The organism is Pseudomonas akapageensis, assembly GCF_011355085.1.
In the GTDB taxonomy this organism is placed as follows: Bacteria; Pseudomonadota; Gammaproteobacteria; order Pseudomonadales; family Pseudomonadaceae; genus Aquipseudomonas; species Aquipseudomonas akapageensis.
Genome location: NZ_VXCP01000022.1, coordinates 99,667 through 126,021 on the forward strand (window position 1 = coordinate 99,667; position 26,355 = coordinate 126,021).

General features: G+C 60.5%; 29 protein-coding genes. 20 read left to right on the forward strand and 9 right to left on the reverse strand.

What is annotated here, in order from left to right; genetic code table 11:
- Nucleotides 1–89: 89 nt before the first annotated feature.
- On the forward strand, nt 90–629 hold the full coding sequence (moaB, locus tag F2S13_RS16320) for a molybdenum cofactor biosynthesis protein B (protein WP_166362565.1): 540 nt from the start codon (nt 90–92) through the stop codon (nt 627–629).
- A complete protein-coding gene (locus F2S13_RS16325) occupies nt 626–1,831 on the forward strand; it encodes a molybdopterin molybdotransferase MoeA (protein WP_166362567.1) in 1,206 nt (401 codons plus the stop codon). The genes moaB and F2S13_RS16325 overlap by 4 nt, the downstream gene beginning before the upstream one ends.
- Before the next feature lie 49 nt (nt 1,832–1,880).
- Here F2S13_RS16325 and F2S13_RS16330 read toward each other — a convergent pair whose 3' ends face one another.
- Together F2S13_RS16330 and moaA are read right to left on the reverse strand one after the other, a co-directional pair.
- Nucleotides 1,881–2,780, reverse strand: a complete 900-nt coding sequence (locus F2S13_RS16330) for a bestrophin family protein (protein WP_166362569.1) — start codon at nt 2,778–2,780, stop codon at nt 1,881–1,883.
- Between the two features lie 40 nt (nt 2,781–2,820).
- Entirely contained in the window at nt 2,821–3,819 is a 999-nt protein-coding gene (gene moaA, locus F2S13_RS16335; protein ID WP_166362571.1) for a GTP 3',8-cyclase MoaA, read from the reverse strand.
- 421 nt (nt 3,820–4,240) lie between these two features.
- On the opposite strand from moaA, the gene F2S13_RS16340 reads away from it, so the two are divergent.
- The gene (locus F2S13_RS16340) at nt 4,241–4,744 is read left to right on the forward strand and encodes a DUF2778 domain-containing protein (protein ID WP_166362573.1); all 504 of its coding nucleotides are present in this window, start codon (nt 4,241–4,243) and stop codon (nt 4,742–4,744) included.
- Entirely contained in the window at nt 4,741–5,031 is a 291-nt protein-coding gene (locus tag F2S13_RS16345) for a hypothetical protein (protein ID WP_166362575.1), read from the forward strand. The genes F2S13_RS16340 and F2S13_RS16345 overlap by 4 nt, the downstream gene beginning before the upstream one ends.
- Nucleotides 5,032–5,055: 24 nt before the next feature.
- Here F2S13_RS16345 and F2S13_RS16350 read toward each other — a convergent pair whose 3' ends face one another.
- The gene (locus F2S13_RS16350; RefSeq protein WP_166362577.1) at nt 5,056–5,538 is read right to left on the reverse strand and encodes an Hcp family type VI secretion system effector; all 483 of its coding nucleotides are present in this window, start codon (nt 5,536–5,538) and stop codon (nt 5,056–5,058) included.
- Nucleotides 5,539–5,825: 287 nt separating this feature from the next.
- Here F2S13_RS16350 and F2S13_RS16355 point away from each other — a divergent pair, with 287 nt between their 5' ends.
- From F2S13_RS16355 to F2S13_RS16390, 8 genes are all read left to right on the forward strand, one after another.
- On the forward strand, nt 5,826–6,755 hold the full coding sequence (locus F2S13_RS16355; RefSeq protein WP_166362579.1) for a LysR family transcriptional regulator: 930 nt from the start codon (nt 5,826–5,828) through the stop codon (nt 6,753–6,755).
- Between the two features lie 126 nt (nt 6,756–6,881).
- Nucleotides 6,882–7,376, forward strand: coding sequence for a cupin domain-containing protein (locus F2S13_RS16360; protein WP_166362581.1), 495 nt, complete (start codon nt 6,882–6,884; stop codon nt 7,374–7,376).
- 57 nt (nt 7,377–7,433) lie between these two features.
- The gene (locus F2S13_RS16365; protein WP_166362583.1) at nt 7,434–8,453 is read left to right on the forward strand and encodes a hydroxyquinol 1,2-dioxygenase; all 1,020 of its coding nucleotides are present in this window, start codon (nt 7,434–7,436) and stop codon (nt 8,451–8,453) included.
- A 90-nt stretch (nt 8,454–8,543) separates the two neighbouring features.
- Nucleotides 8,544–10,007 (forward strand): aldehyde dehydrogenase family protein, encoded by a 1,464-nt coding sequence (locus F2S13_RS16370; protein ID WP_166362585.1) that lies wholly within the window; start codon nt 8,544–8,546, stop codon nt 10,005–10,007.
- 9 nt (nt 10,008–10,016) lie between these two features.
- The gene (locus tag F2S13_RS16375; protein WP_166362587.1) at nt 10,017–11,084 is read left to right on the forward strand and encodes a maleylacetate reductase; all 1,068 of its coding nucleotides are present in this window, start codon (nt 10,017–10,019) and stop codon (nt 11,082–11,084) included.
- A 36-nt stretch (nt 11,085–11,120) separates the two neighbouring features.
- Complete coding sequence (locus F2S13_RS16380; RefSeq protein WP_166362589.1) at nt 11,121–11,993, forward strand: intradiol ring-cleavage dioxygenase; 873 nt, start codon at nt 11,121–11,123, stop codon at nt 11,991–11,993.
- A 3-nt stretch (nt 11,994–11,996) separates the two neighbouring features.
- Nucleotides 11,997–12,308: a YciI family protein gene (locus F2S13_RS16385; RefSeq protein WP_166362591.1), complete on the forward strand. Its 312-nt coding sequence runs from the start codon at nt 11,997–11,999 to the stop codon at nt 12,306–12,308.
- 3 nt (nt 12,309–12,311) lie between these two features.
- Nucleotides 12,312–12,641 carry a Rieske (2Fe-2S) protein gene (locus F2S13_RS16390; RefSeq protein WP_166362593.1) on the forward strand — a complete coding sequence of 110 codons (330 nt, stop codon included), beginning with the start codon at nt 12,312–12,314 and terminating at the stop codon, nt 12,639–12,641.
- 122 nt (nt 12,642–12,763) lie between these two features.
- On the opposite strand, the gene gstA is transcribed toward F2S13_RS16390, so the two are convergent.
- Together gstA and F2S13_RS16400 are read right to left on the reverse strand one after the other, a co-directional pair.
- Complete coding sequence (gstA, locus tag F2S13_RS16395) at nt 12,764–13,369, reverse strand: glutathione transferase GstA (protein ID WP_166362595.1); 606 nt, start codon at nt 13,367–13,369, stop codon at nt 12,764–12,766.
- Nucleotides 13,370–13,458: 89 nt separating this feature from the next.
- Nucleotides 13,459–13,998 carry a cysteine hydrolase family protein gene (locus tag F2S13_RS16400; protein ID WP_166362597.1) on the reverse strand — a complete coding sequence of 180 codons (540 nt, stop codon included), beginning with the start codon at nt 13,996–13,998 and terminating at the stop codon, nt 13,459–13,461.
- A gap of 235 nt (nt 13,999–14,233) precedes the next feature.
- Between F2S13_RS16400 and F2S13_RS16405 the strand changes: the two genes are divergently transcribed.
- The gene (locus tag F2S13_RS16405) at nt 14,234–15,427 is read left to right on the forward strand and encodes a sugar transporter (protein ID WP_166362599.1); all 1,194 of its coding nucleotides are present in this window, start codon (nt 14,234–14,236) and stop codon (nt 15,425–15,427) included.
- Here F2S13_RS16405 and F2S13_RS16410 read toward each other — a convergent pair.
- A complete protein-coding gene (locus tag F2S13_RS16410) occupies nt 15,424–15,825 on the reverse strand; it encodes a hypothetical protein (protein ID WP_166362601.1) in 402 nt (133 codons plus the stop codon). The two genes, F2S13_RS16405 and F2S13_RS16410, sit on opposite strands and share 4 nt — an antisense overlap.
- 168 nt (nt 15,826–15,993) lie before the next feature.
- Between F2S13_RS16410 and F2S13_RS16415 the strand changes: the two genes are divergently transcribed.
- The 4 genes from F2S13_RS16415 to F2S13_RS16430 all read left to right on the forward strand — a co-directional run bounded on the left by F2S13_RS16415 (nt 15,994) and on the right by F2S13_RS16430 (nt 19,169).
- Nucleotides 15,994–16,647 (forward strand): cytochrome b/b6 domain-containing protein, encoded by a 654-nt coding sequence (locus tag F2S13_RS16415; protein ID WP_166362603.1) that lies wholly within the window; start codon nt 15,994–15,996, stop codon nt 16,645–16,647.
- Nucleotides 16,644–17,429, forward strand: coding sequence for a molybdopterin-dependent oxidoreductase (locus F2S13_RS16420; RefSeq protein WP_166362605.1), 786 nt, complete (start codon nt 16,644–16,646; stop codon nt 17,427–17,429). Before F2S13_RS16415 ends, F2S13_RS16420 begins: the two co-directional genes overlap by 4 nt.
- A 62-nt stretch (nt 17,430–17,491) precedes the next feature.
- The gene (locus F2S13_RS16425; protein ID WP_166362607.1) at nt 17,492–17,764 is read left to right on the forward strand and encodes a pentapeptide MXKDX repeat protein; all 273 of its coding nucleotides are present in this window, start codon (nt 17,492–17,494) and stop codon (nt 17,762–17,764) included.
- Nucleotides 17,765–17,906: 142 nt separating this feature from the next.
- On the forward strand, nt 17,907–19,169 hold the full coding sequence (locus tag F2S13_RS16430; RefSeq protein WP_166362609.1) for a peptidase MATCAP family protein: 1,263 nt from the start codon (nt 17,907–17,909) through the stop codon (nt 19,167–19,169).
- A gap of 18 nt (nt 19,170–19,187) precedes the next feature.
- On the opposite strand, the gene F2S13_RS16435 is transcribed toward F2S13_RS16430, so the two are convergent.
- The gene (locus F2S13_RS16435) at nt 19,188–20,129 is read right to left on the reverse strand and encodes a DMT family transporter (protein ID WP_166362611.1); all 942 of its coding nucleotides are present in this window, start codon (nt 20,127–20,129) and stop codon (nt 19,188–19,190) included.
- A 108-nt stretch (nt 20,130–20,237) separates the two neighbouring features.
- Here F2S13_RS16435 and F2S13_RS16440 point away from each other — a divergent pair, with 108 nt between their 5' ends.
- The 3 genes from F2S13_RS16440 to F2S13_RS16450 all read left to right on the forward strand — a co-directional run bounded on the left by F2S13_RS16440 (nt 20,238) and on the right by F2S13_RS16450 (nt 24,454).
- Entirely contained in the window at nt 20,238–21,035 is a 798-nt protein-coding gene (locus tag F2S13_RS16440) for an AraC family transcriptional regulator (protein WP_166362613.1), read from the forward strand.
- A 49-nt stretch (nt 21,036–21,084) separates the two neighbouring features.
- A complete protein-coding gene (locus F2S13_RS16445; RefSeq protein WP_166362615.1) occupies nt 21,085–23,664 on the forward strand; it encodes a toll/interleukin-1 receptor domain-containing protein in 2,580 nt (859 codons plus the stop codon).
- 112 nt (nt 23,665–23,776) lie between these two features.
- Nucleotides 23,777–24,454, forward strand: a complete 678-nt coding sequence (locus tag F2S13_RS16450) for a type 1 glutamine amidotransferase domain-containing protein (RefSeq protein WP_166362617.1) — start codon at nt 23,777–23,779, stop codon at nt 24,452–24,454.
- A gap of 149 nt (nt 24,455–24,603) precedes the next feature.
- Here the strand turns inward: F2S13_RS16450 and F2S13_RS16455 are convergent, their stop codons facing one another.
- Together F2S13_RS16455 and F2S13_RS16460 are read right to left on the reverse strand one after the other, a co-directional pair.
- Nucleotides 24,604–24,900 carry a DUF3077 domain-containing protein gene (locus F2S13_RS16455; RefSeq protein ID WP_166362619.1) on the reverse strand — a complete coding sequence of 99 codons (297 nt, stop codon included), beginning with the start codon at nt 24,898–24,900 and terminating at the stop codon, nt 24,604–24,606.
- Nucleotides 24,901–25,683: 783 nt separating this feature from the next.
- The gene (locus F2S13_RS16460) at nt 25,684–25,980 is read right to left on the reverse strand and encodes a DUF3077 domain-containing protein (protein WP_166362621.1); all 297 of its coding nucleotides are present in this window, start codon (nt 25,978–25,980) and stop codon (nt 25,684–25,686) included.
- Nucleotides 25,981–26,355: the final 375 nt, after the last annotated feature.

Here is a 26,355-nt window from a genome sequence, read left to right on the forward strand (position 1 = left end):
AGTTTAGTCGGTGAGAGTGATTAGACAGTGATCGATTCAGCGTCTTAGTCTCTTCGGGATGTTTTAAATGGTGCCTGCCGGAGAATGACATGAGCGTTAAGTCGGGTGCGTTATTTGTGCCGCTGAATATTGCAGTGTTGACCGTTAGTGATACACGTGAATATGCCAATGATACTTCCGGGCAATTATTGGTCAGCCGTCTGCTGGAAGCCGGCCACACCTTGAGTACGCGCAATCTGCTCAAGGATGACCTGTACAAGATTCGCGCCCAGGTGGCGACCTGGATCGCCGACGAGGGCATTCAGGTGGTGCTGATCACCGGGGGCACGGGCTTCACCGGTCGCGACAGCACGCCCGAGGCGGTGGCGTGCCTTTTTGACAAGCAGATCGACGGTTTTGGTGAGCTGTTCAGGGCGCTGTCGATTCTCGATATCGGCACCTCCACCGTGCAGAGCCGGGCCTTGGCGGGCCTCGCCAATGGCACGCTGGTGTGCTGCCTGCCGGGGTCGACGGGCGCTTGCCGTACGGCCTGGGAAGGCATTCTTGCCGAGCAACTGGACGCTCGCCACAGACCCTGCAATTTCGTGCCGCACCTCAAACAGGCAAAAGCCTGCGGGCCACGGGGATGAGCCCGTCGCCGCTGATGCCCGTCGAAGAGGCCATCGCCAGGTTACTGGCCATGGCGGACACCTGCCGCCTGCATGACAGCGAGCAAGTCCCGTTGTCGACTGCGCGGCAACGGGTGCTGGCCAGTGATCTGGTGGCGGCGCTGGATCTGCCGCCCTGGTCGAACAGCGCCATGGATGGCTATGCCTTGAATGTGGCTGACTGGAACGGCCAGCCACTGCCTGTATCCCAGCGCATATTGGCAGGCCAGGCTCCCGAAACGTTACTGCCGGGAACCTGTGCACGGATCTTTACCGGCGCACCGTTGCCGGAGGGGGCCGATAGTGTGGAAATGCAGGAGAATGTTCGCGTTCTGGACGATGGCCGAATCGACTTCCAGCAGCCAGTGCGCGTCGCCCAGAACGTGCGAGCTCAAGGCCAGGAAAATCGCGCCGGGCAAGTCCTGCTCCGTGCCGGCAAGCGTCTGGGGCCTTCCGAGCTGGCGGTCGCGGCGGCGCAGGGATGCACCCACGTGCATGTCGTGCGGCAGCCGCGCATTGCGCTGCTGTCGACCGGCGACGAGTTGGTGGAGCCGGGGATGCCCCTGGGGCCCGGTTGCATCTACAACAGCAACCGTACCTTGTTGAGCCACTGGCTCGGTGCCTTGGGCTGTGCGGTGATCGATGCCGGGAGCCTGCCTGACCAGCCGGAGCAGACCCGACTCAAGCTCGAACAGCTGCAACAGGACGCCGACCTGATCCTCACCACCGGCGGCGTTTCGGCCGGGGAGGCGGACTGCCTCGGGCAGGTACTGCGCCAGAGCAGCGAGCCAGTACTCTGGAAGCTCTCCATCAAGCCGGGCAAACCCTTGACGGTGGGTCGATTCGGCACGGTCCCGGTGATCGGCTTGCCGGGCAACCCGACTTCGGCGTTGGTGACCTTCGGCCTGCTGGCCCGACCCTTTCTGTTGCGCCTGCAAGGTGTCGAAGCGGTCACGCCATTGAGTTTTTCGATCAGCGCAGGTTTCGCCTGGCCCAGGGCCGGAACCCGCCGGGAATACCTGCGCGCCAGACTGGATGAGGGGCACGCCGTGCTCTATCCGAACCAGAGTTCGGGTGTGCTGCTGGGGGCCTCCTGGGCGGATGGGCTGGTCGAGATTCCCGAGGGCTGCACTTTGGCAATGGGGGATGCGGTGAGGTTTATCCCGTTTTCTGAATTGTTCTAGGGCAGTGCCAGCGATGAGGCCATTACAAACGCTATAACTCTTGACCCCATCACCCCAACACATAATCCACCGGCTCCAACACCGGCGGCAACTCCACCGCACCCAAGGCCGCTAGCACTTCACGTTCGATATTGCGCACGATGGCATCGGTAGGCAGGTCATTTTCATCGCGGCCGAACGGGTCTTCCAGTTCATCGCCAATGGCGTCCAGGCCGAAGAAGGTGTAGCTGACGATGGCGGTGAAAATCGGGGTCATCCAGCCCAGGGGTTCGGCCATCGCGAAGGGCAGCAGAATGCAGAACAGGTAGATGGTCCGGTGCAGCAGCAGGGTGTAAGGGAAGGGCAGTGGTGTGCCTTTGATCCGTTCGCAGACCGCCTGGGAGTGCGTCAGGCCAGAGAGGTGAGCCGCCATGATCGTGTAGCGCCATTCGCTGATGGCCCCCGATTCGCTGAGTGCCGAGCACTGCCGGCCGACCTGATTGAGGATGGCCCCGCTGATGTCGGCAACCTTGCCTGCCGGGACCGGGTTCAACCAGCGGCCGGATGCCTTCAGTTCATCCTCCAGGCATAGCTTGGCGGTCAGCGCATGGGCAAAGCCGCAAAGGTTGTGCAGCAGGCGGCTGCGTTCGGTGGCGTCCTTGATGACCTGGGTTTCGCGAATCATCGAGCGAATTTCGACCACCATATCGCCCAGGGCCTTGCGTGCCTCATACCACCGGTCATAGCAGGCATTGTTGCGAAAACTCATGAAGATCGAGAGGGACAGGCCCAGCAGGGTGAAGGGCGTCGCGGCGACCTTGGCGAAGTAGCTCGGATGCAGGGTTTCAACCAGCACGATCGCGCAGGCCATCAAGGTGACCATCAGGCTGCGCAAGGCAATGCGTTTGGCAATGGAGCCCTTCAGCGCGATCAGGACGTTGATCAGATTGGGTTTGGGTCTGACGATCATGGTGTTCTGCCTGAAACCGGAAAGGTGAAGTGCGGGGCGCTTAGCCGCCGGTCATGTTCATGAAGCGTACAACCTGTACGTCGTCGTTGACTTCAAAGTTGTGTCTGTAGGGTTTGAGTTTCATGGCGTCGATGATGGCCCTGGTCAGGCGCTCGGGTTGTCCCGGGTGGCTGCGCAGCACGGCCTTGAGATCGACCGAATGCTCATTGCCCAGGCACAGCAGCAGGCGACCTTCCACCGTCAATCGAACCCGATTGCAGGTGGCGCAAAAGTTGTGGCTGTGCGGCGAGATAAAGCCCAGGCGAATACCTGGTGCCTCGGCCAGGCGCCAGTAGCGCGACGGCCCCTGGGTCGACTCGGCGGATTCGATCAGGGTGTAGCGTTCGGCGATGCGCTCGCGCACTTGCTTGCTCGAGTAAAACGACTCGGCACGGCTGTGTTCGCTGATGATGCCCAATGGCATCTCTTCGATGAACGAGATGTCGAGTTGACGATCGATGGCAAAGCTCACCAGATCGTTGATCTCGTGGTCGTTACGCCCCTTCATCACCACGCAGTTGAGCTTGGTGTGGCGAAATCCGGCCGCATGGGCGGCATCGATGCCGTCGATGACCTGGGCCAAATCGCCCGTACGGGTCAACTCGCGAAAGCGATCCGGGTTCAGGCTGTCGAGGCTGACATTGAGCCTTTTCACGCCGGCATCGAACAGCGGGCCGGCGAGCTTGCCCAACTGTGAACCATTGGTGGTCATGCACAGTTCGCGCAGGCCGGGCAGGGCGGCGATGCGTTGACACAGCTGCACCACGCCTGGCCGGATCAGCGGTTCGCCACCGGTCAGGCGGATCTTGCGCGTGCCCAGGGCCACGAAGCTTTCAGCCACCTGGTAAATTTCTTCGAGGGTCAGTATCCGCTGGCGTGGGAGGAACTGCATGTCTTCGGCCATGCAATACACGCAACGGAAATCACAGCGGTCGGTGACCGACATCCTCAGGTAGTCCACCCGCCTGGCAAACCCATCGATCAAGACTCGCTCTGACATGACAACCTCGCTTGGCGATCCTGGTCGGGCTGACCAGCACAATCGTGATTGGAATTTCCGTGTGTGAACGGAAGTGTTGGAGTGAAGACTAAGAGGCGCTTGAAAGCGCGTCCAATCACTCTTGATGACCAAACGATTGACCGGGTCTATGAGGGAGTATTCTGGTTGCTTTTTTAATCCTGGCCAGTCGCACAGCCTGGCGATTTTGTCTTCCGAAAATCACGTAGTCCATTTCCGAAATGCATGGCCGCGAGGTGCCCTCGTGGCGCTTTTTCTGCACACTGGCTGCTCAGCTCTGAAAAGTGGCATTAATGTCTGCGGCGACGTCTTTTGACTCGAAAATAAACTCCTGCTTTCAGGGTAGTGAATTCGTCAATATAGATTTTAAACAGATAAAATAATAAACAACCAAGGAGTATCAATGGCGCTACAAGGAAAGTTTGTTGTGAATAATGAGGAGTTTTCACCGTTGGTTATTTTTGGTGTGGGCTCGTTTATGGCTTTCTCAGGGCAGGGTGCTTACCGGAACCAGAGCGGATGTGGATACATTCGCGGAAATGGACCCATTCCAGCCGGTCGATATTGGGTGGTCGATCGCCCTGTTGGAGGAATACGGTCACAGGCATTAGCATGGGTGTATGACTTTGCTGCTGGAAGCAATCGTTCGGAATGGTTTGCTCTTTATCGTGATGATGGAATGATCGACGATTACACATGGGTCAGCGGAGTGAACCGTGGTAACTTTCGATTGCACCCTGGAACCATTTCAGAGGGGTGCATAACTTTGTCGCAATACTCTGATTTTCAATCTGTCAGAAATGCTTCGTTACGAACTTCAACGGTACTGGTGCGAAACACGGGCTTGCGTGCTTACGCAATGATTGAAGTGATAGATAGTAGCAGTATATGTCGGGTGGTAAAATGAAAAAAGCACTCAGGATAGCAGCAAAGACTTTTTTGTTTTTCGCGCTTTCTATGCTTTTTGCATGGATAGTTCCGTATTATGAGCTTGTTGGAAGCTGGTTGTCAGCCAAGGTTTCCCTCGAGTTTGCCATCAGTGTGTCAAAAATAGTTCTTGGCGAGGTCTACCCTGAGCCATTAGATGTTGTTTACGGTCTGGTGTGTTTAGTAATTAATACCATTATTACTGTTATGGTCTATAAGCTTGTTATGCTGGTCATCAGAGTTATAAAACAAAAAATCCGGGAGTAATCCCGGATTTTGTCTGTTTGCGTGTTATCTTTGATTCCAGTCGTCAGTATATTGCACATTACCATCGACGTAGTGCCAAGTGATCCGGTCATACATCAGGGAGACCGACTCCGTATGGTTAATCTGCGACATCCCTACAATTTTGGTGTTAGGCATTCCAGGATTGACTCCCGTGATCTTCACACCTTCCAACGTCATCAGAAAGTAGGCTTCCTCCTGGCCTGCATCATTGATGCGATACCAGCGGATCTCCGCTGATTTCAAAGTCTGGCCTTTAGCTACTGCTTTATACAGGTAGGGGCTGGACGAATCGAATTCTTTTTCGATCATCATGGCTGAGTGAGAGCGCGTACCAGTAATTTTTCCCGTGCTGTTGTCTACAGGGATGTTTAACCCATGACTGAATCCGATAACTTCAATGCTACCTTCTCTGTCCTGAACATCAACAGAGCCTATGATTTTAGCGCCAGCATCATCGTTTAGCCACATGTACGCCGGAATTGGCATGGTGAACTCCTTTTCGATTCAAATTGTTGGAAGTTGGAAGTGTATCGAAAGATTAGAGGTATAGTGTTTGGTGTTGGGCGCAGTCAAGGTTTTAAATGTAAGGCGGTGTAAATGATATGGGCAAACCGTTAAAAGAAGTTTCCAGCCTAAACTTGCGGCGAATGGGTCCCCAATCTCCGTTATCTGCTGCTCTCGTGGTTTTCCCGGTGATTGTGTAGCGGCGCAGGGGGCCAGCGAGCTAACCTCAATGGGCCGCTATCACAATAAAAATCAGAGAAGCCCGCTCCATGGACCGTTTACTCAGCATTGAAGCCTTCGTGCGCGTCGCCGAAACCGGCAACTTCGCCAAGGCTGCCCTGCAGCTGGGCGTGACCCGTTCGGTGATCACCCATCGCATCCAGCAGCTGGAGCAGTTCATCAATGCGCCGCTGTTTCACCGTAGCACCCGGCATGTGCGGTTGTCGGAGGTCGGCGAGACTTATTACAAGGAATGCGCCGACATGGTCGCGAACTTCAATTCGCTGACCGAGCACATGCGCGAACTGCGTGCCAAGCCCACCGGCAAGCTGCGCATACAAATGCTCCCGGGCTTTGCCATCGGCCACTTCGGCCGCATGCTCGCCGAGTTTACCCGGCGTTACCCGGACATAGAGGTCGATGTCATCGTCAACGACCGTGTCGTCGACCCGATCGAGGAGGGCTTCGATGTTGCCTTCCAGATGTTCCCGCCCATGGCCGAGACCCTGATCGAGCGCAAGCTGTTCAGCGTCAGGCGGTTGTTCTGCATGTCGCCCGAATATGCCGCCCACTTCGGCACGCCGCAGCATCCCCAGGAGTTGCTGCAGCACAAGATCGCCCTGTACGAAGGTTATCCCTCGCGCAATAAATGGGTGTTCCACCAGGGTGGCGAGCAGGTGGAGTTGATCCTGCCGGGCCAGGTGCGCTCGAACTCCGTGCACCTGCTGCGCGATTACGCGGCCACGGGTGTATGCATTGTTTGCCTGCCGACACTGGTGGCCAGCGACGACCTGCTCAGCGGCAAGCTGGTGCCGGTGTTGACGGATTATGCGTTGTCTTCGTTCAACTTCTCCGCGGTGTATCCCGCCACCCAGCGCCGGGCGTTGAAGGTGCGCACGTTGATCGATTTCCTGGTGGAAAACTTCGGTGATGAACCCCCGTGGGACCTGCCGTTGCTCGAGCGTGGCTGGGTCCGCTGAAGGGCGTATAGCCCGGCAATGTTCGCGTTTTGCAAACACTGTTGTCGCCCGCTGTGTGATTGTTCGAGACGCTGATGCGCCGTAACGTTGCTTCAACGTCATACAACAACAAAAGCGGTGAAAGTGATGAGTACAGCTGCAATCGAAACGGTTTTCGGCTCGCTGGAAAACTACAGTAAAGGGTCGGTTGAAATCATCAGCGGCAAGGCCAGCCACTACGCCTTCTCGAACATCTTCGAAGTCGCGGAAAAATCCGCTCCCTACGAAAAAGTCATCGTCGGCCTGAACCTCGGCTACGTCATCGAAACCCTGCGCGCCGAGGGCCAGTCGCCCTGGTTCACGGCGGCCCACGATGAGTTCGCCGTGATCATGGACGGCGAAGTGCGCGTGGATTTTCTCAAGCTGGACGAGCCGTTGACGGACGGCGAGGGCACCCGCCTGGCGGGGGAAATGCCTCTCGGCAAACCCATGGGCTATGTGCTGCTCAAGCGTGGTCATCAGTGCCTGTTGCCCGCCGGCAGTGCTTATCGCTTTGACAGTAGCCGCCCGGGGGTGGTGTTACTGCAAACCATCAGAGGTCCGCTGTCGGTGGTGAAATGGGCAGACATCTGCCTGAAGTGAATCAACGCAACCTCTCTGCCCACCTTCCGTCGACCACAAGATCCAGAGGAAATTGTCATGGCCATGCTTGAAACCGCCGCCGATCCCAGCGCTTTTGCCGCCGATGAGGTCCAGGCCAGTTCACCCCACGCCGTTACCGGTTATCGCTCCTTCAAACTGGGCGCCTTCGAGCTTTCTCGCGACGAATACTTCGCCCATATCCAATGGCCGGCCAAGGGTGAAACCCGTTCGCACCTGATCCCGGTCGATGCCTTCCTGCGCGCCATGATGCGCGATGTGGCCTGGGGTTTTTTCTATGGCTGGGTCAACTTCGACCACGTCATCGGCACCCGCAACTACTACGGTAAAGTCGACCTTTACGCGGGCACCTTCAATGGCGTGCTGAAAGCGGCGGGCGTCAATTACACGGAAAACTTCGAAACGCCGAAGATCATGGCGACCTTCAAGGCCATTCTGCGTGACTGGACCAACGCCACCTTCGACCCTTTTGCCGCTCCCGAGGAAACCGGTTCGGCGTTTGGCCGCAAGAACGGCGACAACATCGAAGCCATCGAGCGCTTCCGGATCGCCACTAAACGGATGCCGGGCCTGCCCGACGATTCACCGCTGCGCGATGATCTGCCGGTCAACCGCCAGTTCGCCGATGTGTCTCAGGAAGAACCTGAAATCCATGCGGCCGAGGGCTTCGAAGGCCAGTTGCACGCGTTCAGCCTGTTCAAGTACCTGTCGCGCTCGGACGTGACCTGGAACCCCTCAGTGACTTCGGTGTGCAAGGCCAGCCTGTTCTGCCCGACCACCGAGGAATTCATCCTGCCGGTGTTCCATGGCAACGACCGCATCGAATGGTTCCTGCAGCTCTCCGATGAAATCATCTGGGACGTCGGCGACAAGGAAAACGGCAACCCGCGCGCCCGCATCACCATGCGTGCCGGCGACATCTGCGCCATGCCTGCCGACATTCGCCACCAGGGTTACTCGACCAAACGCTCGATGCTGCTGGTCTGGGAAAACGCCACGCCGAACCTGCCGCAACGCTATGAGAGCGGCGAGCTGAAGCCGTATCCGGCCGAGTTCTGAACCCCTGGCGGCACGGTCCTGTACCGCGCCGCCGTTTCTACCCGATTTCATGACGTTCACTGTGCCCCGGGCGCGGTGCGAGGAGACTTTATGCTCAATCAATTGTTTATCGACGGCCAGTTCGTCCCGGCCGTGGCCGGTGGAACCATCGATGTGGTGTCGCCCCGTGACGGCGCGCTGATCACCCGGATCGCCGCTGCCGAAGCAGCCGATGTCGATCTCGCTGTAGCAGCTGCCCAGCGCGCATTCCCGGCCTGGGCCGCCCTCGCGGCTGCCGAGCGCGGTCGTCTGCTGCTCAAGCTTGCGGACAAGATCGAAGAGCATGGGGAAACACTCGCCCAGCTCGAGTCGCTCGACACCGGGCACCCGATTCGTGATTCCCGTGGCCTTGACGTCCCGCGCACGGCCGCCTGCTTTCGCTACTTCGGGGGCATGGCCGACAAGATCGAAGGCTCGGTGATCCCGGTCGAAGCCGGGTTCCTCAACTATGTGCAACGCAAGCCTATCGGGGTCGTCGGCCAGATCGTGCCGTGGAATTTTCCGCTGATGTTTACCAGTTGGAAAATGGGGCCGGCACTGGCGGCGGGCAACACCGTGGTGATCAAGCCTTCGGAAATCACCCCGTTGTCGACCTTGTATATCGCGCAATTGATGAAAGAGGTCGGCTTCCCCGACGGCGTGGTCAACGTCGTGCCCGGCTATGGTCACACCGCTGGCCAGCGCCTGGCCGAGCATCAGGACGTCGGCAAGATTGCTTTCACCGGCTCCACTGCCACCGGTCGGCGCATCGTCGAGGCGTCCCAAGGTAATCTCAAGCGTATCCAGTTGGAGCTGGGCGGCAAGGGCGCCAACATTGTGTTTGACGATGCCAACCTGGACGCGGCGGTCAATGGCGCGGCCTGGGCGATTTTCCATAACCAGGGCCAGGCCTGCATCGCCGGTTCGCGCCTGATCCTGCATGAGAATATCGCCGATCAGTTCCTCGAGCGCTTTATCAGCCTGGCGCGTTCGATCCGTCTGGGCGACCCGATGGACCCAGAGACCGAGATGGGGCCGCTGACCTCGGCCCTGCACCGTGACCGCGTGCTGGCCTACGTCGACATCGCCCGCGAGCAGGGCGGGCGCATCCTCACCGGTGGCAAGGCGCCGCAGGACCCGGCCCTGGCCAACGGCTTCTATGTCGAACCAACCGTGGTCGAGGCACAGCCCGGCGACCGGGTGGCCCAGGAGGAGGTCTTCGGGCCGTTCGTCACTGTGCTGCGTTTCAAGACCGACGAAGAGGCCCTGGCCATCGCCAACAGCACCGAGTACGGTTTGGGTAGCGGCTTGTGGACGCAGAACCTGAGCCGCGCGCACAAGCTGGCTGATGCCATTCACGCTGGCATGTGCTGGATCAACTGCTACAAGCGGGTCAATCCGGGCAGCCCGTTCGGTGGCGTGGGGCAGTCCGGCTACGGCCGGGAAATGGGTTTCGAGGCCATCCATGACTACACTGAAGCGCGCTCGGTGTGGGTCAATGTGGATGCCAGAATCGCCCCTCACTTCGCCCGCTGAGGTGCAACCATGACGCCTTTCATCTATCAAAGCCTGCCGACCCGCGTGGTGTTCGGCTGGGGCAAGCTGACCGCCCTGGCCGAGGAAATCGACCGCCTGGGGGCCCGCCGCGCGCTGATCCTGACCACCCCCGAACAACGGGAGATGGGTGAGCGAATCGCGACCCTGCTGGGCAATCGCGCCGCCGGTGTGTATGCCGAGGCGGTGATGCACGTGCCGCTGGAGGTGGCCCAGGCCGCCCGCGCCGAGGCGGCGCGGCTGGACGCCGATTGTTGCGTGGCCATTGGCGGCGGTTCGACCATCGGTCTGGGCAAGGCCATCGCCATGGACTCGGGGCTACCGATCGTGGCTGTGCCGACCACCTATGCCGGCTCCGAGATGACACCGATCTACGGGCTGACCGAGAACCGCCTGAAAAAGACCGGTCGCGATCCGCGAGTGCTGCCCAGGACCGTGATCTACGACCCGCAATTGACCGTGACACTGCCAGCGTCGATCTCTGCCTGTTCGGGCATGAACGCCATGGCCCACGCGGTGGAGGCCTTGTATGCCGAGGATGCCAACCCGGTCATCAGCCTGATGGCCGAGGAGTCGATACGGGCGCTGGCCGAAGCCTTGCCTGCCGTGGTCAGGGATTCGTATGACAAGCAGGCACGCAGCCAGGCCTTGTATGGCGCGTGGCTGGCAGGCATCTGCCTGGGTTCGGTGGGCATGGCCCTGCACCACAAGCTGTGCCACACACTGGGCGGTACCTTCAACCTGCCTCACGCCCAGGCCCATGCGATCGTCCTGCCCCATGCCGCGCATTACAACCATGAAGCGGCCAGGCCGGCGCTGCAGCGGGCGGCGAGGGCGCTGGGCGGCCATGAGGCCGAAGAGGTTGGCGGACTGCTGTACGCGCTGAATCAGAAACTGGGCATTCCCCTTGCACTGGCCGAGATAGGCCTGCCGGAGCAGGGCCCGGCGGAGACTGCACGGATCGCCTGTGCCAGCCCCTATTACAACCCGCGGCCGTTTGAACAGGCGCCCATCGAAGCCCTGTTGACGCGCGCCTGGAAAGGCCAGGCACCGGCCTGAAAACACTGGCATTCAATTGCTCGGGACAACCAGAACATGACCGACGAAGATCGCAGCATCGAGGCCCGCATATCCGCGCAAGCCGTGGCGAGTTTCGGTGCCAGCAGCAACCCTCGCTACCAACAGATCATGCAGAGTCTGGTGCGCCATCTGCATGCCTTTGTCAGCGAGGTCGAGCTGACCGAAGCCGAGTGGTGGGAGGGCATCCGCTTTCTCACCGAGACCGGGCACACGTGCGACGGCGCCGTGCGCCAGGAATTCATCCTGCTGTCCGATACCCTGGGGGTGTCGATGCTGGTCGATGCCATCAACCATCGCTTCAGCGCCAATGCCACCGACACCACCGTGTTTGGCCCGTTCTACATCGAAGGCATGCCTGAGCGCGAGTACGGTGAAAACATGGCGTTGACCGAAGGCGTTCCTGCATTAGTGCGCGGGCAGGTGCTCGACAGCACGGGCAAACCCCTGGCTGGCGCGGTGCTGGATGTCTGGCAAACCGCGGAAAACGGCATGTATTCAGGCCAGGACAGCGCTCAACCCCACGGCAACCTGCGCGGCCGCTACCGGACCGATGCAGAGGGTCGCTTCGCCATTCGCACCATAGTCCCGGTTTGCTACCCGATACCCACCGACGGCCCGGTCGGGCGCATGCTGCGTGCCGCCAACCGCCATGCCTGGCGACCGGCGCACCTGCACTTCATGATCGATGCCCCGGGGCAGCGCAGGTTGGTTACCCACCTGTTCAACAGCGACGATCCGTACCTGGATTCCGATGCGGTGTTCGGGGTCAAGCAATCCCTGCAGGTCGAGTACCGGGACATGCCCGGCGACGGCGAGCTGGCCAAGGCCTTTGGCTTCAACGTGCCGTTCAAGAGTGCGTATTACGATTTCGTGCTGGAGCCGGTGTAAGCCATGAATCAGTTCTTTGCAGTGTTCGCCACGGATAAACCGGGGGTTCTGGCCTTGCGCCAACAGTTGCGGGCGTCTCACCGGGCTTACCTGCGCGCAAGCGATGCCCACAACGTCATCGTGCGCCTGGGCGGCCCCACCCTCGATGCCGCTGGTCAGGCCATGAATGGCACGCTATTGGTCGTTGAAGCCAGGGGACTGGCGGAGGTGGAGCAATTCGTCGAGGCCGATCCCTATGCACAGGCCGGTCTGTTCGCCCATGTCGAGATTCGCCCCTGGAACTGGAGCCTGGGCAATCCGGAGCTGCGGGGCTGAAGCATGAGCACGATCATTCTGTGCCAACTGGACGACATCGCGGACGGCGGCGCCCTGGGGTTGCCGCAGCATACCCAGCGCAGTCCGCAGGGGTTGGTGGCGGTGCGGCGGGGGGATCAGGCGTGGGTTTATGTCAATCGCTGCCCGCATTTTTCAGTGCCGTTGAACTATCACCCCGAGGTGTTCTGCACCTATCGCGGCCAAGTGTTGATGTGCGCGCATCACAGCGCGATGTTCAGTTTTGAATCGGGAATGTGCGTTGATGGGCCGTGCAAGGGAGCGGCGCTGGAGCAGGTGCCCGTCCAACTGATCGACGGTAAATTGCAGATGTAGCATGGGATCAAACTGTGGGAGCGGGCTTGCCCGCGATTGCATCACCGCAGTGTGTCAGAAGAACTGCGGTGTCCGCATCGCTGGCAAGCCAGCTCCCACAGGGGAAGGGTATGTCTCAGGACTCAGATCAACCCTTCCGCCTTCAACGCCTGCTGCACGGCCGGGCGTGCGCCGACGCGTTTCTGGAAGGCCGCCACGGTCGTGTAGGGCGCCAGGTCGATGCCCATGTGCCCGGTCCAGTTGACGATGGTGAACAGGTAGGCATCCGCCACCGTGAACTGGTTCCCGGTGAGGTAGTCCTTGCCCCCCAGGCTCTTGTCGATGAACTCGAGGCGACGGCCGATGGCGGCTATGGCGCTTGCCTTGGTTTCATCCGGAGTGGTGGGATTGAACAGCGGTGAAAAGTTCTTGTGCAGCTCGGTACCGATGAAATTAAGCCATTCCTGCACGCGGGCGCGCTCCAGTGTCCCGGCCGCAGGCAGCAGGCCGGCCGCCGGTTTCTGGTCAGCCAGGAACTGGACGATGGCCGGCCCTTCGGTGAGCCGCTCGCCATTGTCCATTTGCAGGACCGGGATGTAGCCCTTGGGATTGATGCCGTAGAAGTCGGCGCCGCCGGCAGTGGTGTGGCTCTTGAGGTCAACCTTCTCGGTTTCATGGGGCAGGCCCAGTTCGCAGAGCACGATGTGGGGCGAAAGCGAACAGGCACCAGGGGAGTAGTAGAGCTTCATGTCTTCTCCATATCGACAGGGGATGCGGGTCGGTTGTACAGCATAGCTGCGCAAACCGAATCCGCTACTGCAAGTGCAGGGCAGTGGACCTATGCCTCGATTGCTACCTCGGCAGCCGGGATGACGGCGGCTCGTTTACCGAAGCTCGTCATGTTGCCCAGCGTCATGTTGTGATGGGCGGTTATCTGCGCTGCACGCAGGACGCCGTTATCCACCGTCGAGTGCGCATCGGCGACCAGCACCACCTCGTAGCCCAGTGCCAGGGCTCGCCGCGTCGTGGTGTCGACGCAGAATTCGCTCTGCAGGCCGCAGATAATCAAACGGCTGATTCCCCGCTCCTCTAGCCTGTGGCTCAGCTCGGTGCGGTTAAAGGAGTCCGGGGTGGACTTGCGAACGCGAAGGTCGTCCGGCATTGCCGTCAGCCCGGTGGCGAGCTGCCAGCCTTCGGTATCGAACTGCAGTGATCCGCTGTCTTCTTCGTGCTGGATCAGCACGACCGGCGCACCGGCAGCCCTGGCCCTCGCGGCAAGGGCATTGATTCTTTCAATGATCGGGTCGATATCGAAAGCGGCTTCTGCACCGGAGCAAAGTGCATGCTGGACGTCGATGATCAACAGGGCAGTGGTCATGGGGCTTCTTCCTTGGGGGGCTGGCGGCTGAGTTTGAACGCATAAGAACCGAAGATTGCGATCAGCCGTGATGTTAGCGCCACTGGCATTGCCTCGACCAGACTTGTGGCGTGTTGTGGTACTCGTCTGCGCAACGTAGAATTCCCGGCATCTGGCCGTACCTCTCATACATACCCCACAATCACCCGATCATCGTAAGCCGCTCCCTGGCTTCATGAGTGTTGCACCCCATTAAATGAATACACCCCTGAATGCTGGCTCCGGTAGCTGGCTGAGCGTCATCGCGCTGGCGCTGGCCGCCTTTATCTTCAATACCACCGAATTCGTACCCGTCGGCCTGTTGAGCGCCATTGGCGACAGTTTCGCCCTGTCGACCGCACAAGTCGGCCTGATGTTGACTCTCTATGCCTGGGTGGTCTCGCTCATGTCCCTGCCGATGATGCTGCTGACGCGCAACATCGAGCGGCGCAAACTGCTGGTCTTCCTGTTCGTCCTGTTCATTGCCAGCCATATCCTCAGCGCCGTGGCGTCGAGCTTTGGCATGTTGCTGGTAAGCCGGGTCGGCATCGCCTTTGCCCATGCCGTGTTCTGGTCGATCACCGCCTCCCTGGCCGTGCGGGTGGCACCACCGGGCAAGCAGGTACAGGCCCTGGGCCTGCTGGCAACCGGTACGACGCTGGCGATGGTGCTGGGCATTCCGTTCGGACGGGTGCTGGGGGAGGCGCTGGGCTGGCGGACGACCTTCCTGGTCATTGCCGTGGTTGCATTGATGACCTTGCTGTGCCTGAGCAAGACGCTGCCGCTGTTGCCCAGCCAGAACTCCGGTTCGCTCAAAAGCTTGCCGAAGCTGTTCAAGCGACCGGCGCTGGTGTCGCTGTACGTGCTGACCGCCGTGGTGATTACCGCGCAGTTCACTGCTTATAGCTACATTGAGCCCTTTGCCCAGGGCGTGGCCAGGCTCAGTGGCGAAATGACCACGGTGCTGCTGTTGCTCTTCGGTGGTGCGGGCATCATCGGTTCGGTGATCTTCAGCCTGTTCAACAATCGCTACCCGCGCGGGCTGCTGATTGCGGCCATCACTGTCCTGGCACTGTGCCTGATGCTGATGTTGCCATTGGCCGGGCAGACGACCTGGCTGGTGGCAATGAGCGTGGTCTGGGGCATGGCCATCATGTGCTTCGGGCTGGTGCTGCAGGCCAGGGTCCTGGCGCTGGCACCGGATGCCACAGACGTGGCGATGTCGCTGCATTCGGGTATCTACAACATCGGTATCGGTGGTGGTGCGCTGCTCGGCAGTGTGGTCAGCAGCCAATGGGGCGTCGCGAATGTTGGTAGCGTTGGCGGCTTGCTCGCGGCGGGTGGGTTATTGTGGTGCTGCGTGACGACTTATCGCTACAGCAAGCCGCTGAGCAGTCCTGCGCAGGACTAGGCGTCGCGCAAGAGGTCGTGGGCATTGAGCAGGCCGTAGATGATTTCCGGTTGCTTCTCCAGCCCGCGACGAATCGCCGCCGGGATCGATTGCCGGGTCTTGCGGCACATGCCGGGCAATTCTTCGATATGAATGCGGATGCCGCGATGGCTGCGCACTTCGTTCAGGCCGGGGGCGATCTCCAGGCGGATGCCGAGCTGGTCGAACATGCGTTGTTGCATACGCTCCAGGTCGCTCAGGCTTTGAAGATTTTCCAATCGATCGAGCAAGCGCTTTTCTTCCTGGCGGGTCAACAGCAGGATGCGCAGATCCGTGCCGGGGGTTTCCAGCAGTCGTTCACGGTCGCAATTGCAGGCCCCGGGCGGGCAGGGCGAGCGGATCGGGATAGAGGGCGTCATGGGCACCAATCATAGTCAACCTGGATTGGATTTGCCCATGACCGTCGGTAAGGCGACCCGCCTGCGGGGCACACCGCAGTTATCACGATTAATTTAACTTTGCGTGAGGATTTGGGGATGAGAACACCGGGATAATTGCATCCAATCCCACGGCACCTGGAGTCGATCATGTCAGCCCTGCCTGCATCGACCAGCGTCATCCCGCATCGCCCGGCAGCCAGCCATCCGCGCTGGCTACGCTTGACCCACTGGCTCAATGCCTTGGCCGTGCTGGTGATGGTCACCAGTGGTTGGCGGATCTATAACGCGTCCCCCCTGTACGACTTCAGCTTTCCGTCATCGATCACATTGGGCGGCTGGCTTGGCGGTGCCCTGCAGTGGCATTTCGCGGCCATGTGGTTGCTGGTCTTCAACGGTCTGATCTATCTGACCTTCAATATTGCCAGCGGCCGCCTGTGGCAACGCTTTTTCCCCGTGGGGCCCAAGGGCGTGCTGCACGACCTGTGGGCGGCATTGCGGGGGCGCCTGAGCCATGCCGATCTTGCGCACTACAACCAGGTGCAACGGGCGGCCTACCTGTTCGTCATGGTCGACATCATCTTGCTGGTCGCCTCCGGGCTGGTCCTGTGGAAATCCGTTCAGTTCGGTCTGTTGCGCGAGTTGCTGGGCGGTTACGAAACCGCACGCCATGTGCACTTCATCTGCATGGCGCTACTGGTGGCCTTCGTTGCGGTTCACCTGGTGATGGTGGCCCTGGTACCCAGGACGCTGCGTGCCATGGTTCTCGGTAATAAAGATTCCGGCAACAAGGAGTCCGTATGAAAACCCGCGACAAGAGCACTGGGCTCGATGAGCCGACCATCCTGTTGGAAGCCAGGAAGCTGATAGCTCCGCGCATCGAAGACCGCTCGCGGCGTGACTTCCTGTTGCGCAGCCTGACCCTGGGGGGCGTGGCCATGTTGTCCGGGTGCAGCCTGAGCGATAACGAGAGTGTCGATACGGCGCTGTCGGCAATCTCCAGGTTCAATGACCGGGTTCAGGGTTGGCTGTTCAACCCCAACGCCATGGCGCCGACCTATCCGCAATCGATGATTACCCGGCCGTTCCCCTTCAATGCCTTCTACAGCGAGGATGAGGCACCCACCGTCGAGGAGGAGAGTTACCGACTCGAAGTGACGGGGCTGGTGGCGGACAAGCGCAGCTGGCGTCTGGATGAATTGCGGGCCATGGCGCAGACGGAGCAGATCACCCGGCACATCTGCGTTGAAGGCTGGAGTGCGATCGGCCGCTGGGGCGGCGTACGCTTCTCCGACTTCCTGCGAAGAGTCGGCGCCGATACCGACGCCAAATACGTCGGTTTCAAATGCGCGGACGACTATTACACCAGCATCGACATGGCCACCGCACTGCACGCGCAAACCCTGCTGGCGCTGACCTACGACGGCGCAACCCTGCCTCGGCAGTACGGCTTCCCGATGAAGCTGCGCATGCCCACCAAGCTGGGCTACAAGAACCCCAAACACATTCAGGCGATTTTCGTCAGTAACACCTACAGCGGCGGCTACTGGGAAGACCAGGGCTACAACTGGTTCGGGGGTAGCTGACACCTGTGTTTCACTGCGCAATCCTGCGCTCGTTGTAAACCTGTGCTGCGAGGAGTCTGAAAATGAAAAAGCCACTGATCGCCATACTGTCCATGTGCCTGGCACTGGGCGTCGCCAGTGCGTATGCCGCCGAAACCACGGACAGCGGCAGCATGAGCAATGATTCGATGTCCAAGGATGCGATGACAAAAAGCACCAAGGCTGCCAGTCACGACACCATGAAGAAAGACACCATGTCCAAGGATGCCATGTCCAAGGACGCCATGAAGAAAGGCACCACGACCAAGGATGCCATGAAACATGACACCATGAAGAAGACTGAGTCGAGCTACTGAGGACTCGGTCGGTATGCTGGAAAGCCTCTGGAAAATCCGCTTCGACGGGTTTTCCAATGGCCACCTGAACCTTGGTTGGAGCACGGAGGGTGAGGTGTCGGGAGGCTGCTAACCTTCAAGAGTCACATTCGGATGTGCTGCCATGACCGACTCGCTCGCCGATCTCGACATCGCTCTACCCAAACTGGCCCGCAAGATCCGCGTTCTTGAAGCCCTGGCCTGGCCCGATGGGCTGGAAGAGCGCTTTCTTGCCGACTGGCGCGCCGGTCGGCCAACCTTGCCCGATGTGGCACTGGCGCCGCGCGATCATCAGGCCGAGATCGAAGGTCTGGAAGCGCTGGCCGGGCGCTGCGACGTTGGCCACCCGGCCGGGCACTTTGTCGCCGCGACAGCGCACAGTTATGCCACCGCCGGACGCATGCTGGGCGCCATCGGCACGCCGGCTTTTTCCGAGTATTCGGCACAGCTGTACCGACGGCCGGACTTCTATTACGAGCGTCAGCAATTGACGGCGCTGGATGCGGCGCGTTTCTTCCTCGACACCACAGACGCACTGCTGGGCGGTCAGCACATTCCGAAAACCGTCGCCGACATTCCGGCCCAGGACTTCGCCGAGTGGATGCAGCCGGAACTGGACCTTTTCTTTGGGCCAGAAATGGTCAGGGTCGTGGTTGATCCGGAGCTTGCGTCCAAGGCCATTGCCGGTGCCAGCCGCATTCGTTTGCGCGGCGGGGCCCTGTTTTCCGAGCTGGACAAGAACCAGCTGCTGCAGCACGAAGCTTTCATCCATGCCGCCACGGCCCAGAACGGCATGCTGCAAACCAACCTGACCTGCCTTGGCCTGGGGGCGCCACGCACGACACCGACCCAGGAAGGCATCGCCATGCTGGCCGAATTGCTGACCGGCAGCATCGACATCCAGCGCCTGCGTCGCATTGCCCTGCGGGTCATCGCCGTGCAGCAGGCCCTCGATGGCGCTGACTTCATCGAGGTATTCAGAGGCTTTCTCGAAGCAGGGCAGTCCGAGGAAGAATCATTCCGTTCGGCCCAGCGTGTCTTTCGCGGCGCAGACGTGCACGGAGGCAGCGCCTTCACCAAGGACGCGTGCTATCTCACGGGTCTTATCAGCGTCCATACCCTGTTGCGCGTCGCGATCCGCGACAACCGCCCGGAGCTGGTCAGCCACCTGTTCGCCGGGCGGCTGACCACCGCCGATGTGGTGCGTCTGAGCCCATTGTTCGAATCCGGCTGGCTGCAACCGCCGCGTTATGTCCCGCACTGGGCCAGGGACTTGCGGTTGCTGGCAGCGTTCTTTGCCTTCTCGGCCTTTGCCGGGCGCATCAAGCTGGACTTGATCGATCTGGACCGCTTCATCGCGTTGGAAGAAGAGGGTAGCGCCGGGTAGCCTGGACCGGCGCCGGCTTCAGCCTTGGCTCAAGCGCCGGCGATTGGCCAGCAACTGGCTGAGCCATTCATAACCACTGACCAGCACAATACCGGCCAGTACCAGCAATGCCCCGGCAATGAAATTGACCTCCAGCGGTTCATTGAGCAGCCACACGCCAAAGAAAATGCCATACAACGGGGTCATGAACGACAGCACGCCAAGCCGGGAGGCGAGATAGACCCTCAGCAGCCAGAACCAGGCGAGAAAGCCCATGAACGATACCAGCAAGACCTGAAAGAGCAGGCTGCCCACGACCATGGGCGTGAGCGTGAAGGCGGTTTGCCCAGACAGGGTGGCGGCCAGGAGCAACCATACAAAGGCGCCCAGCAATTGATAGAGCGAAGTCTGGGTAGTGGGGGCCTGGGCCAGGCGCGAGCAGCGGATCACCAGGGTGGTCGCTCCCCAGGATACGCCGGCCAGCAACCCGAATAGATCGCCCAGCAGCGCAGCGCTCGCATCGCCGTTCGCCGGTCCATCGGTGCGCCCGCTGAATGCCGTGACGATGCCGGCGAAGGCGATGGCGATACCCAGCCACTGGACAGGCTTGAGGCGTTCGGCCGGCAGCTTCCAGTGCAGGCCCAGGGCGGCGAAGATCGGTGCCGTATAGAGGAAAATCACCATGTGCGAAGCGCTGGTGTAGCGCAGGCCTTCACCGACCAGCAGGTACTCGAAGGCAAACAGCAGCCCCACAACGATACCCGGGCGCCAGTTGCCGTCACGTAAGGACAAGTGCTCGCCGCGGACCAGCATCAGCAGCCCGATCATGAGCGCGGCGATGCCTGAACGCACGGACAGTTGCAGGATGGGGGCGATGTCTGCCGCGACGACCTTGATCGCCACTTGCTGCAGGCCCCAAATGGCGCAAAGGAAGAGCATCATTGCGCTGGCGCGACTATCAATTGCCTGACGCGTTGCCATGGTGATTTCCTCGCCTTTTGGTAATGAGCAAGGATTGTCCTCCTGGCTGTTTAGATCGATATAGTTTTAATATGACAGCTCATGCCATTAATCCGCCAAGGTTACCCAATGGACACCTTGTCCCGGTACAAGTCGATCCCGCCGTTTAGTTACGAGCTGCCGGCACCGATCTTTTTCCGTACGGCCTGCTTGCCGGCCCAGGCCGCCTATCCCCGGCATCGCCATGCCTGGGGTGAGTTCGTCTATTCGTTCAGCGGTGTCATGGAGATCGAGCTGGCCAATCATCACTATCTGGCCCCACCGCAGTATGGCATCTGGCTGCCACCGGAAGTTGAGCATATGGGCTTCAATCGCCATGCGGCGTGCCATTGTTCGCTGTACCTGGCACCCGAGCTGTGCAGCGCCATGCCTTCGAGCACCTGCGCATTGACGGTGACGCCGCTGGTTCGGGCCATTCTCGAAGAGTTGCGGGCCAACCCGGTGCAATCACCGCAAACCGACGAGCAGGAGCGACTCCTGCGCGTGCTGGTCGATCAATTGGCCCGCGCGCCCCACGCGGGCAGCTACTTGCCCAGCTCCAGCGACCCCTTGCTTGGCCCCGTGCTGCGGGCGCTGGAAGCCTGCCCCGCAGACCCTCGCTCACTGCCGGAACTGGCCCGCGCCGCCAACACCACCGAGCGCACCCTGATGCGACGCTGCCAGCGTGACCTGGGCATGTCATTCGTCGAATGGCGGCAACGACTGAAAGTGGTCGAGGCACTGGCGCTGCTGGAAAAAGGCCAGACCGTCGAAACCATCGGCCTGGACCTTGGCTACAGCAGTGCATCGGCTTTTATCAGCATGTTCCGCAGAATGATGGGCACCACGCCCGACGAGTACCGCAAGGGAAGTATGCCCAGGCCGTAATCGGCTGGCCTAAGCTGCTTTCAGGCCCCCCGCATCCATCGGAGGCGTTGTGGAAGGTTTCCTGAAAGCACTCCGGCGCATGATTAGCACCCCCTCGCAGGTGATCGACAGGCTATTTGGCTATGACGTGTTCATCGCTCATCGCCGCATCGATGCCGCGGCGTATGCCGCGCTGCTGGTCCAGTGCCTGGATCAGGAAAAGCTTTCCACGTTCATCGATCAGCGCGAGTACGGTCCGGGTGACGAGTTGTCGGTATCGACACTGCGCCACATCCGCAAGGCGACGATGCTGGTGGTCCTGGGCTCGCCCGCGACACGGGAACCGCGTAATCCGGACTGGGTTCTGGGCGAGATCGAGGCTTACTGGGCTGCCAATGAGGGCGAGGCATTGCGCGTGTTGCCCATCGATTTCGGCGGGGCCCTGGCGACCGCCAGCGATGAGTCCAGGATCGCGCACCGACTGCGCGATGTCATTCGCCTCGATCAACCGCTGGAGGCTTTGAACCAGCCTCCTTCGAGCGATGTCATCGCGGCGATCGCCCGCCAGTTCCGCAACCGCCGCCGCGATACCGTGCGCCTGCGGGTGTTCCAGGGCGTCGCCGGTCTGTTGTCTGCGCTATTGCTGGCGTCGCTGGCGGCTGGTTGGTTGGCGAACCGGGCATTGAATGATGCGCGACGCAACCTTGCGACGAACTACCTGACGGCTGCCAAGGCGCGTCTGGATACCGGGTTTCGAGACGAGGCGGCGGCATTGGCGGCGGAGTCGCTGCGTCATTTCGATACGGCCGAGGCGCGCCGTCTTGTCACTGAGAATCCACCGCTCGATTTGTCACAGGTAGTTGACGCAGACAAGGTGAGTGGATTTGCCGCCGACGTGGATCTGCCTCGCCATCGGTGGGTTGGCGTAGGCTTTGAAGGCCAGCTGTCGCTGCTTGGGCTGGACGGCAAGTCGCGGTCCGACGTCAGGCTCGGCAAGACCGATCTCTGGGCGGTCCGGTTCACGCCCGAAGGTGAGCGCGTGATTGCTGGCGACGAAGACGGCCAGATGCATGTGCGGGCCGTGAGCGACCTGAACCAATCCTCTTGTGGTGAGCTGCCACGCCTCGACGGTCGGATTTCCAGTTTCGAGTTTCTGCCCGCAGGGCTTGGTTTGTTGGTCAAAACGGGCCGTTCAATCTACGCCATCGACTTCAAACAAGGCTGCCCGTCGGGCTTGCCTCGCCAGATTTACCACTCGGATGCGCTCGGATACGACTTCGTGTTCGACGCGCCCCGGCAACGCATCGTTGCCATCGACGGCACCGGCTTTTCCTTGATACCTCTGTCTGAGGGCGTCGCGGGGCCTGCCCGGCACTTCACCTTGCCGCTGCCGCCGGGCAGAAGCGAGCGGCTGCAACCCGACCATATCGCCATACAGCCCTCTACCGGCAAGCTGTGTGTGCAGACGCTCGGCGGCGAAGAGCTGATTTTCCTGGACGCTGACTTTGTCGTCACCGAGCCGTTGGCGCAGCGACCGTTTGGCACGGCAGGGCCTTCTTTTTCAGGGGGGCAGGTACTGGCTTTCGACAAAACCGGCGAGCGGCTGGCGGTTTCTGACGCTAAAGGCAATCTGGTGATCTGGTCGATGATGCAAGGGCATGCGCAACGACGACTGCGGGTGCATGAAGGTGGGGCCACCAACATCATCCTGCGCGATAACACAATCGTGTCTCTGGGCGATGATCGCTCAGGCCAGGTGTTGCGGGTGCTGTCCCTGGACCCGCCGTCCAGCATGCCGGTACAGCAGGTGCATTCATTGGAAACGCCCACGCAAGGATGGTCAGTGCGGTCCGCTGACGGCCAACGTATCGCTTTTTTCGACGACCATGCCAACGTTGAGATCCGGGACCTCAATGACGTTCAGCGCAAGACATCACTCATCGAGCAAAGTCCTACAGGGCTCCATGCTGCAGTGTGGTTGGATGACGGTAGTGCAGTGGCTATCGGCGGCGGGTGGGCCGCTCCATTTTTACTGCCTGCCGATCCAGACAAGCCGGTGCTGGCTGGCCCGTTCAAGATCAACGACACCGTCCAGAGCATGGTCGCGGGCCCCGACGCAAGGGTTGTCATCCACGCAGGGGCAACGTGGGTCTGGGACACTCGGAAAAACCTGCTGGATCAGGTAGACCTGGTCGGCAAGGATTCGCTCGCCCTGATGAACATCGCCCCCTGGGGCCGTAATGGTATTGCCGCCCTAACGCGAAATGGCCTGTTCCTGTGGCACTGGACGAAGGACGGGCGACTGGAGCGAGCGGCTGAGGTCAACATTCGTGGTGACCGCATGGTAATGAGCTCCGACGGCCACCGGGTCGCGTTGTTTCAGCGCGACAGACTGGCAGTCTACGACCTGCCTTCAGGTGCGTTGCGGGCAATATTGCCTTTTGCGGGTGATGTGAGCGATGCAGCATTCTCGGAAAAAATGCCGATGCTGCTCGGTGGATCACGGGATGCGCCGTTCGTGTTGTGGTCCCTGGCTCCGCTTGATGCACCCCCTGGGGAAGTGGCCGATGCAATCCAGCAGCAGAGTGGTCGGGTCAATGCGGACTTCACGATCGAGCTGCCGCCGCCGGCAGCACGGCACGCGCCCTGATCCAGTGCGCGATCATTGCGGGCAGACTGCTGAGCGGGCATATCGCTCCAGGGAGGCTCTACTAGACTTAAAGATCCCGATGGTCGCCTGTAACTAAAACAGAAGGGTCATCATGAAAATACTAATGGTACTGACTTCGCACGACACACTGGGCAATACCGGCGAGAAGACCGGCTTCTGGCTGGAAGAGTTCGCCGCCCCTTATTACGTGTTCAAGGATGCCGGGGCCACGCTCACCCTGGCATCACCCAAAGGCGGGCAACCGCCCCTCGACCCGAAGAGCGACGCACCTGACTTCCAGACCGACGCGACCCGACGCTTCAGGCAAGACAAGGACGCACAACAGGCGCTGGCCAATACCCTGAAGCTCGCGCAGGTCCAGGCTGCTGACTATGACGCCGTGTTCTACCCCGGCGGGCATGGCCCCCTGTGGGACCTGGCCGAGGATCGAGACTCCATCGCCCTGATCGAGACCCTGTATGCCGCCGGCAAGCCCGTGGCTGCGGTTTGCCACGCGCCTGCGGTGTTTCGCCATACCCGGGTGCAGGGCCAGTCCCTGGTCAAGGGCAAGAAGGTGACCGGCTTCACCAACACCGAGGAAGCCGCCGTTGGCTTGACCGATGTGGTGCCTTTCCTGGTCGAGGACATGCTCAAGGACAGCGGGGGCCAGTATTCCAAGCTGGACGACTGGCAGCCTTATGCGGTGACTGACGGTAATTTGATTACCGGTCAGAATCCGGCGTCTTCGGAGGCGGCGGCGAAGGCTACGTTGAAGCGGATGGGGCGTTGATCCACGGATTGTATGAGAGTCACCTGTGGGAGCGGGCTTGCCCGCGATTGGGCTGCGCAGCGGCCCCAGCTGCATCAGGCCCAACATCGCCGGGAAGGCTATCGCCTTCCATCGCGGGCAAGCCCGCTCCCACAGGGTTCCGTGTTGAATTAACGAACGCCGGACGGGGCCACCACCGCACTGATCAACGCCTGCGCTGCATCGAGCTGTTGAATCAGTCCGAGCACCAGCGCTTTGTCATTCAGGTGCAGATGATCGACCACATCCCAGGCTGTGGCTTCGGCGTATTCGATCAGGGTGGTGGCATGGGCCAATGCGTCTTCGGCCGGGATGCCACCGCGCACGGTGAACATGGGCTGGCCGTTGCTGTCGACGGTGCCGAAGGGTGTTTCCGTGGTGAACAGTTCGGGGGTTGAAGCGGGTGGATCGGGGACGATTTTGATCATGGTGAAACTCCAAGTTTGGTGGAGCTGCCATCGACCGCCGCGACGCGGTTAAGGGTGACAGCTGTACGCAGGTTCGCGGACCGGGAAACTTGGAACCCGGCATACCCGAAGGTATCCCACGCACAGCCGCCATGACACGAAGCAGCGGGCAAAAGTGCCTGCTGTCGGATGGGACGCTTATGCGCCAAGTTTCGCGGGCCGCGACGCCCGGTCGTTGAATTGGCAACGACTGGGCAAGACTAGCCACCGGGAAACACAGGCGCAACAGCGTTCAAGGCGGGTTGATTATGCTTGGGAAATGTCGTTCAAGAAATAAAGAATTTGCCTACAGATAGACCGCTATCGCTGGCAAGCCAGCTCCCACAGAGGACACCCACGGAGATCTGCAGTGAACCCTGTGGGAGCTGGCTTGCCGGATCGCCGGACCGCAGCGATTGGGCCGCAAAGCGGCCCCAGCCTGTGTGGCACAACCCAATCCAACAGAGGTCATGAGCACCTTGTTCCCCCTGAAGGCGATGCAGCCAAAGGTCATTCGCCAGGTCACCCGCTTGTTGACGGTAATTTGATAACCGGTCAGAACCCGGCGTCTTCAGAGGCGGCGGCGAAGGCTACGTTGAAGCGCATGGGGCGTTGAGCCTCGGATTGTATCGGTATCCCTTGTGGGAGCGGGCTTGCCCGCGATGGGCTGCGCAGCGGCCCCAGCTGCATCAGGCCTGACATCGCAGGGGAAGGCTGTCGCCTTCCATCGCGGGCAAGCCCGCTCCCACAGGGTTCCGCGTTGAATTAACGAACGCCGGACGGGGCCGCCAACGCGCTGATCAACGCCTGCGCCGCATTGAGCTGTTGAATCAGCCCGAGCACCAGCGCTTTGTCATTCAGGTGCAGGTGATCGACCACATCCCAGGCCGTGGCTTCGGCGTATTGGACCAGGGTCGCGGCATGGGCCAGTGCATCTTCGGCCGGGATGCCGCCGCGCACGGTGAACATGGGCTGGCCGTTGCTGTCGACGGTGCCGAAGGGTGTTTCCGTGGTGAACAGTGCGGGGGTTGAAGCGGGTGGATCGGGGACGATTTTGATCATGGTGAAACTCCAAGTTTGGTGGAGCTGCCACGTTCGTTTCCAAGCGAAGGGGTGACAGCTGTGCGCAGGTTGGAAAACCGGGAACTTGGAACCCGGCAGGCCTGAAGACCTCCCGCACACAGCCGCCATAACGCAAACAGCCGGCAAAAAAACGGTGCCTGCTGTCGTATGGAGCGCCTATGCGCCAAGTTTCTCGGGTTTCCAAGCCCGGTCGTTGAATTGGCAACGACTGGGCAAGACTAGCCACCGGGAAACACAGGCGCAACAGCGTTCAAGGCGGGTTGATTATGCTTGGGAAATGTCGTTCAAGAAATAAAGAATTTGCCTACAGGTAGACCGCAATCGCGCCGAACCTGTAATCAAATGGACTCGCCC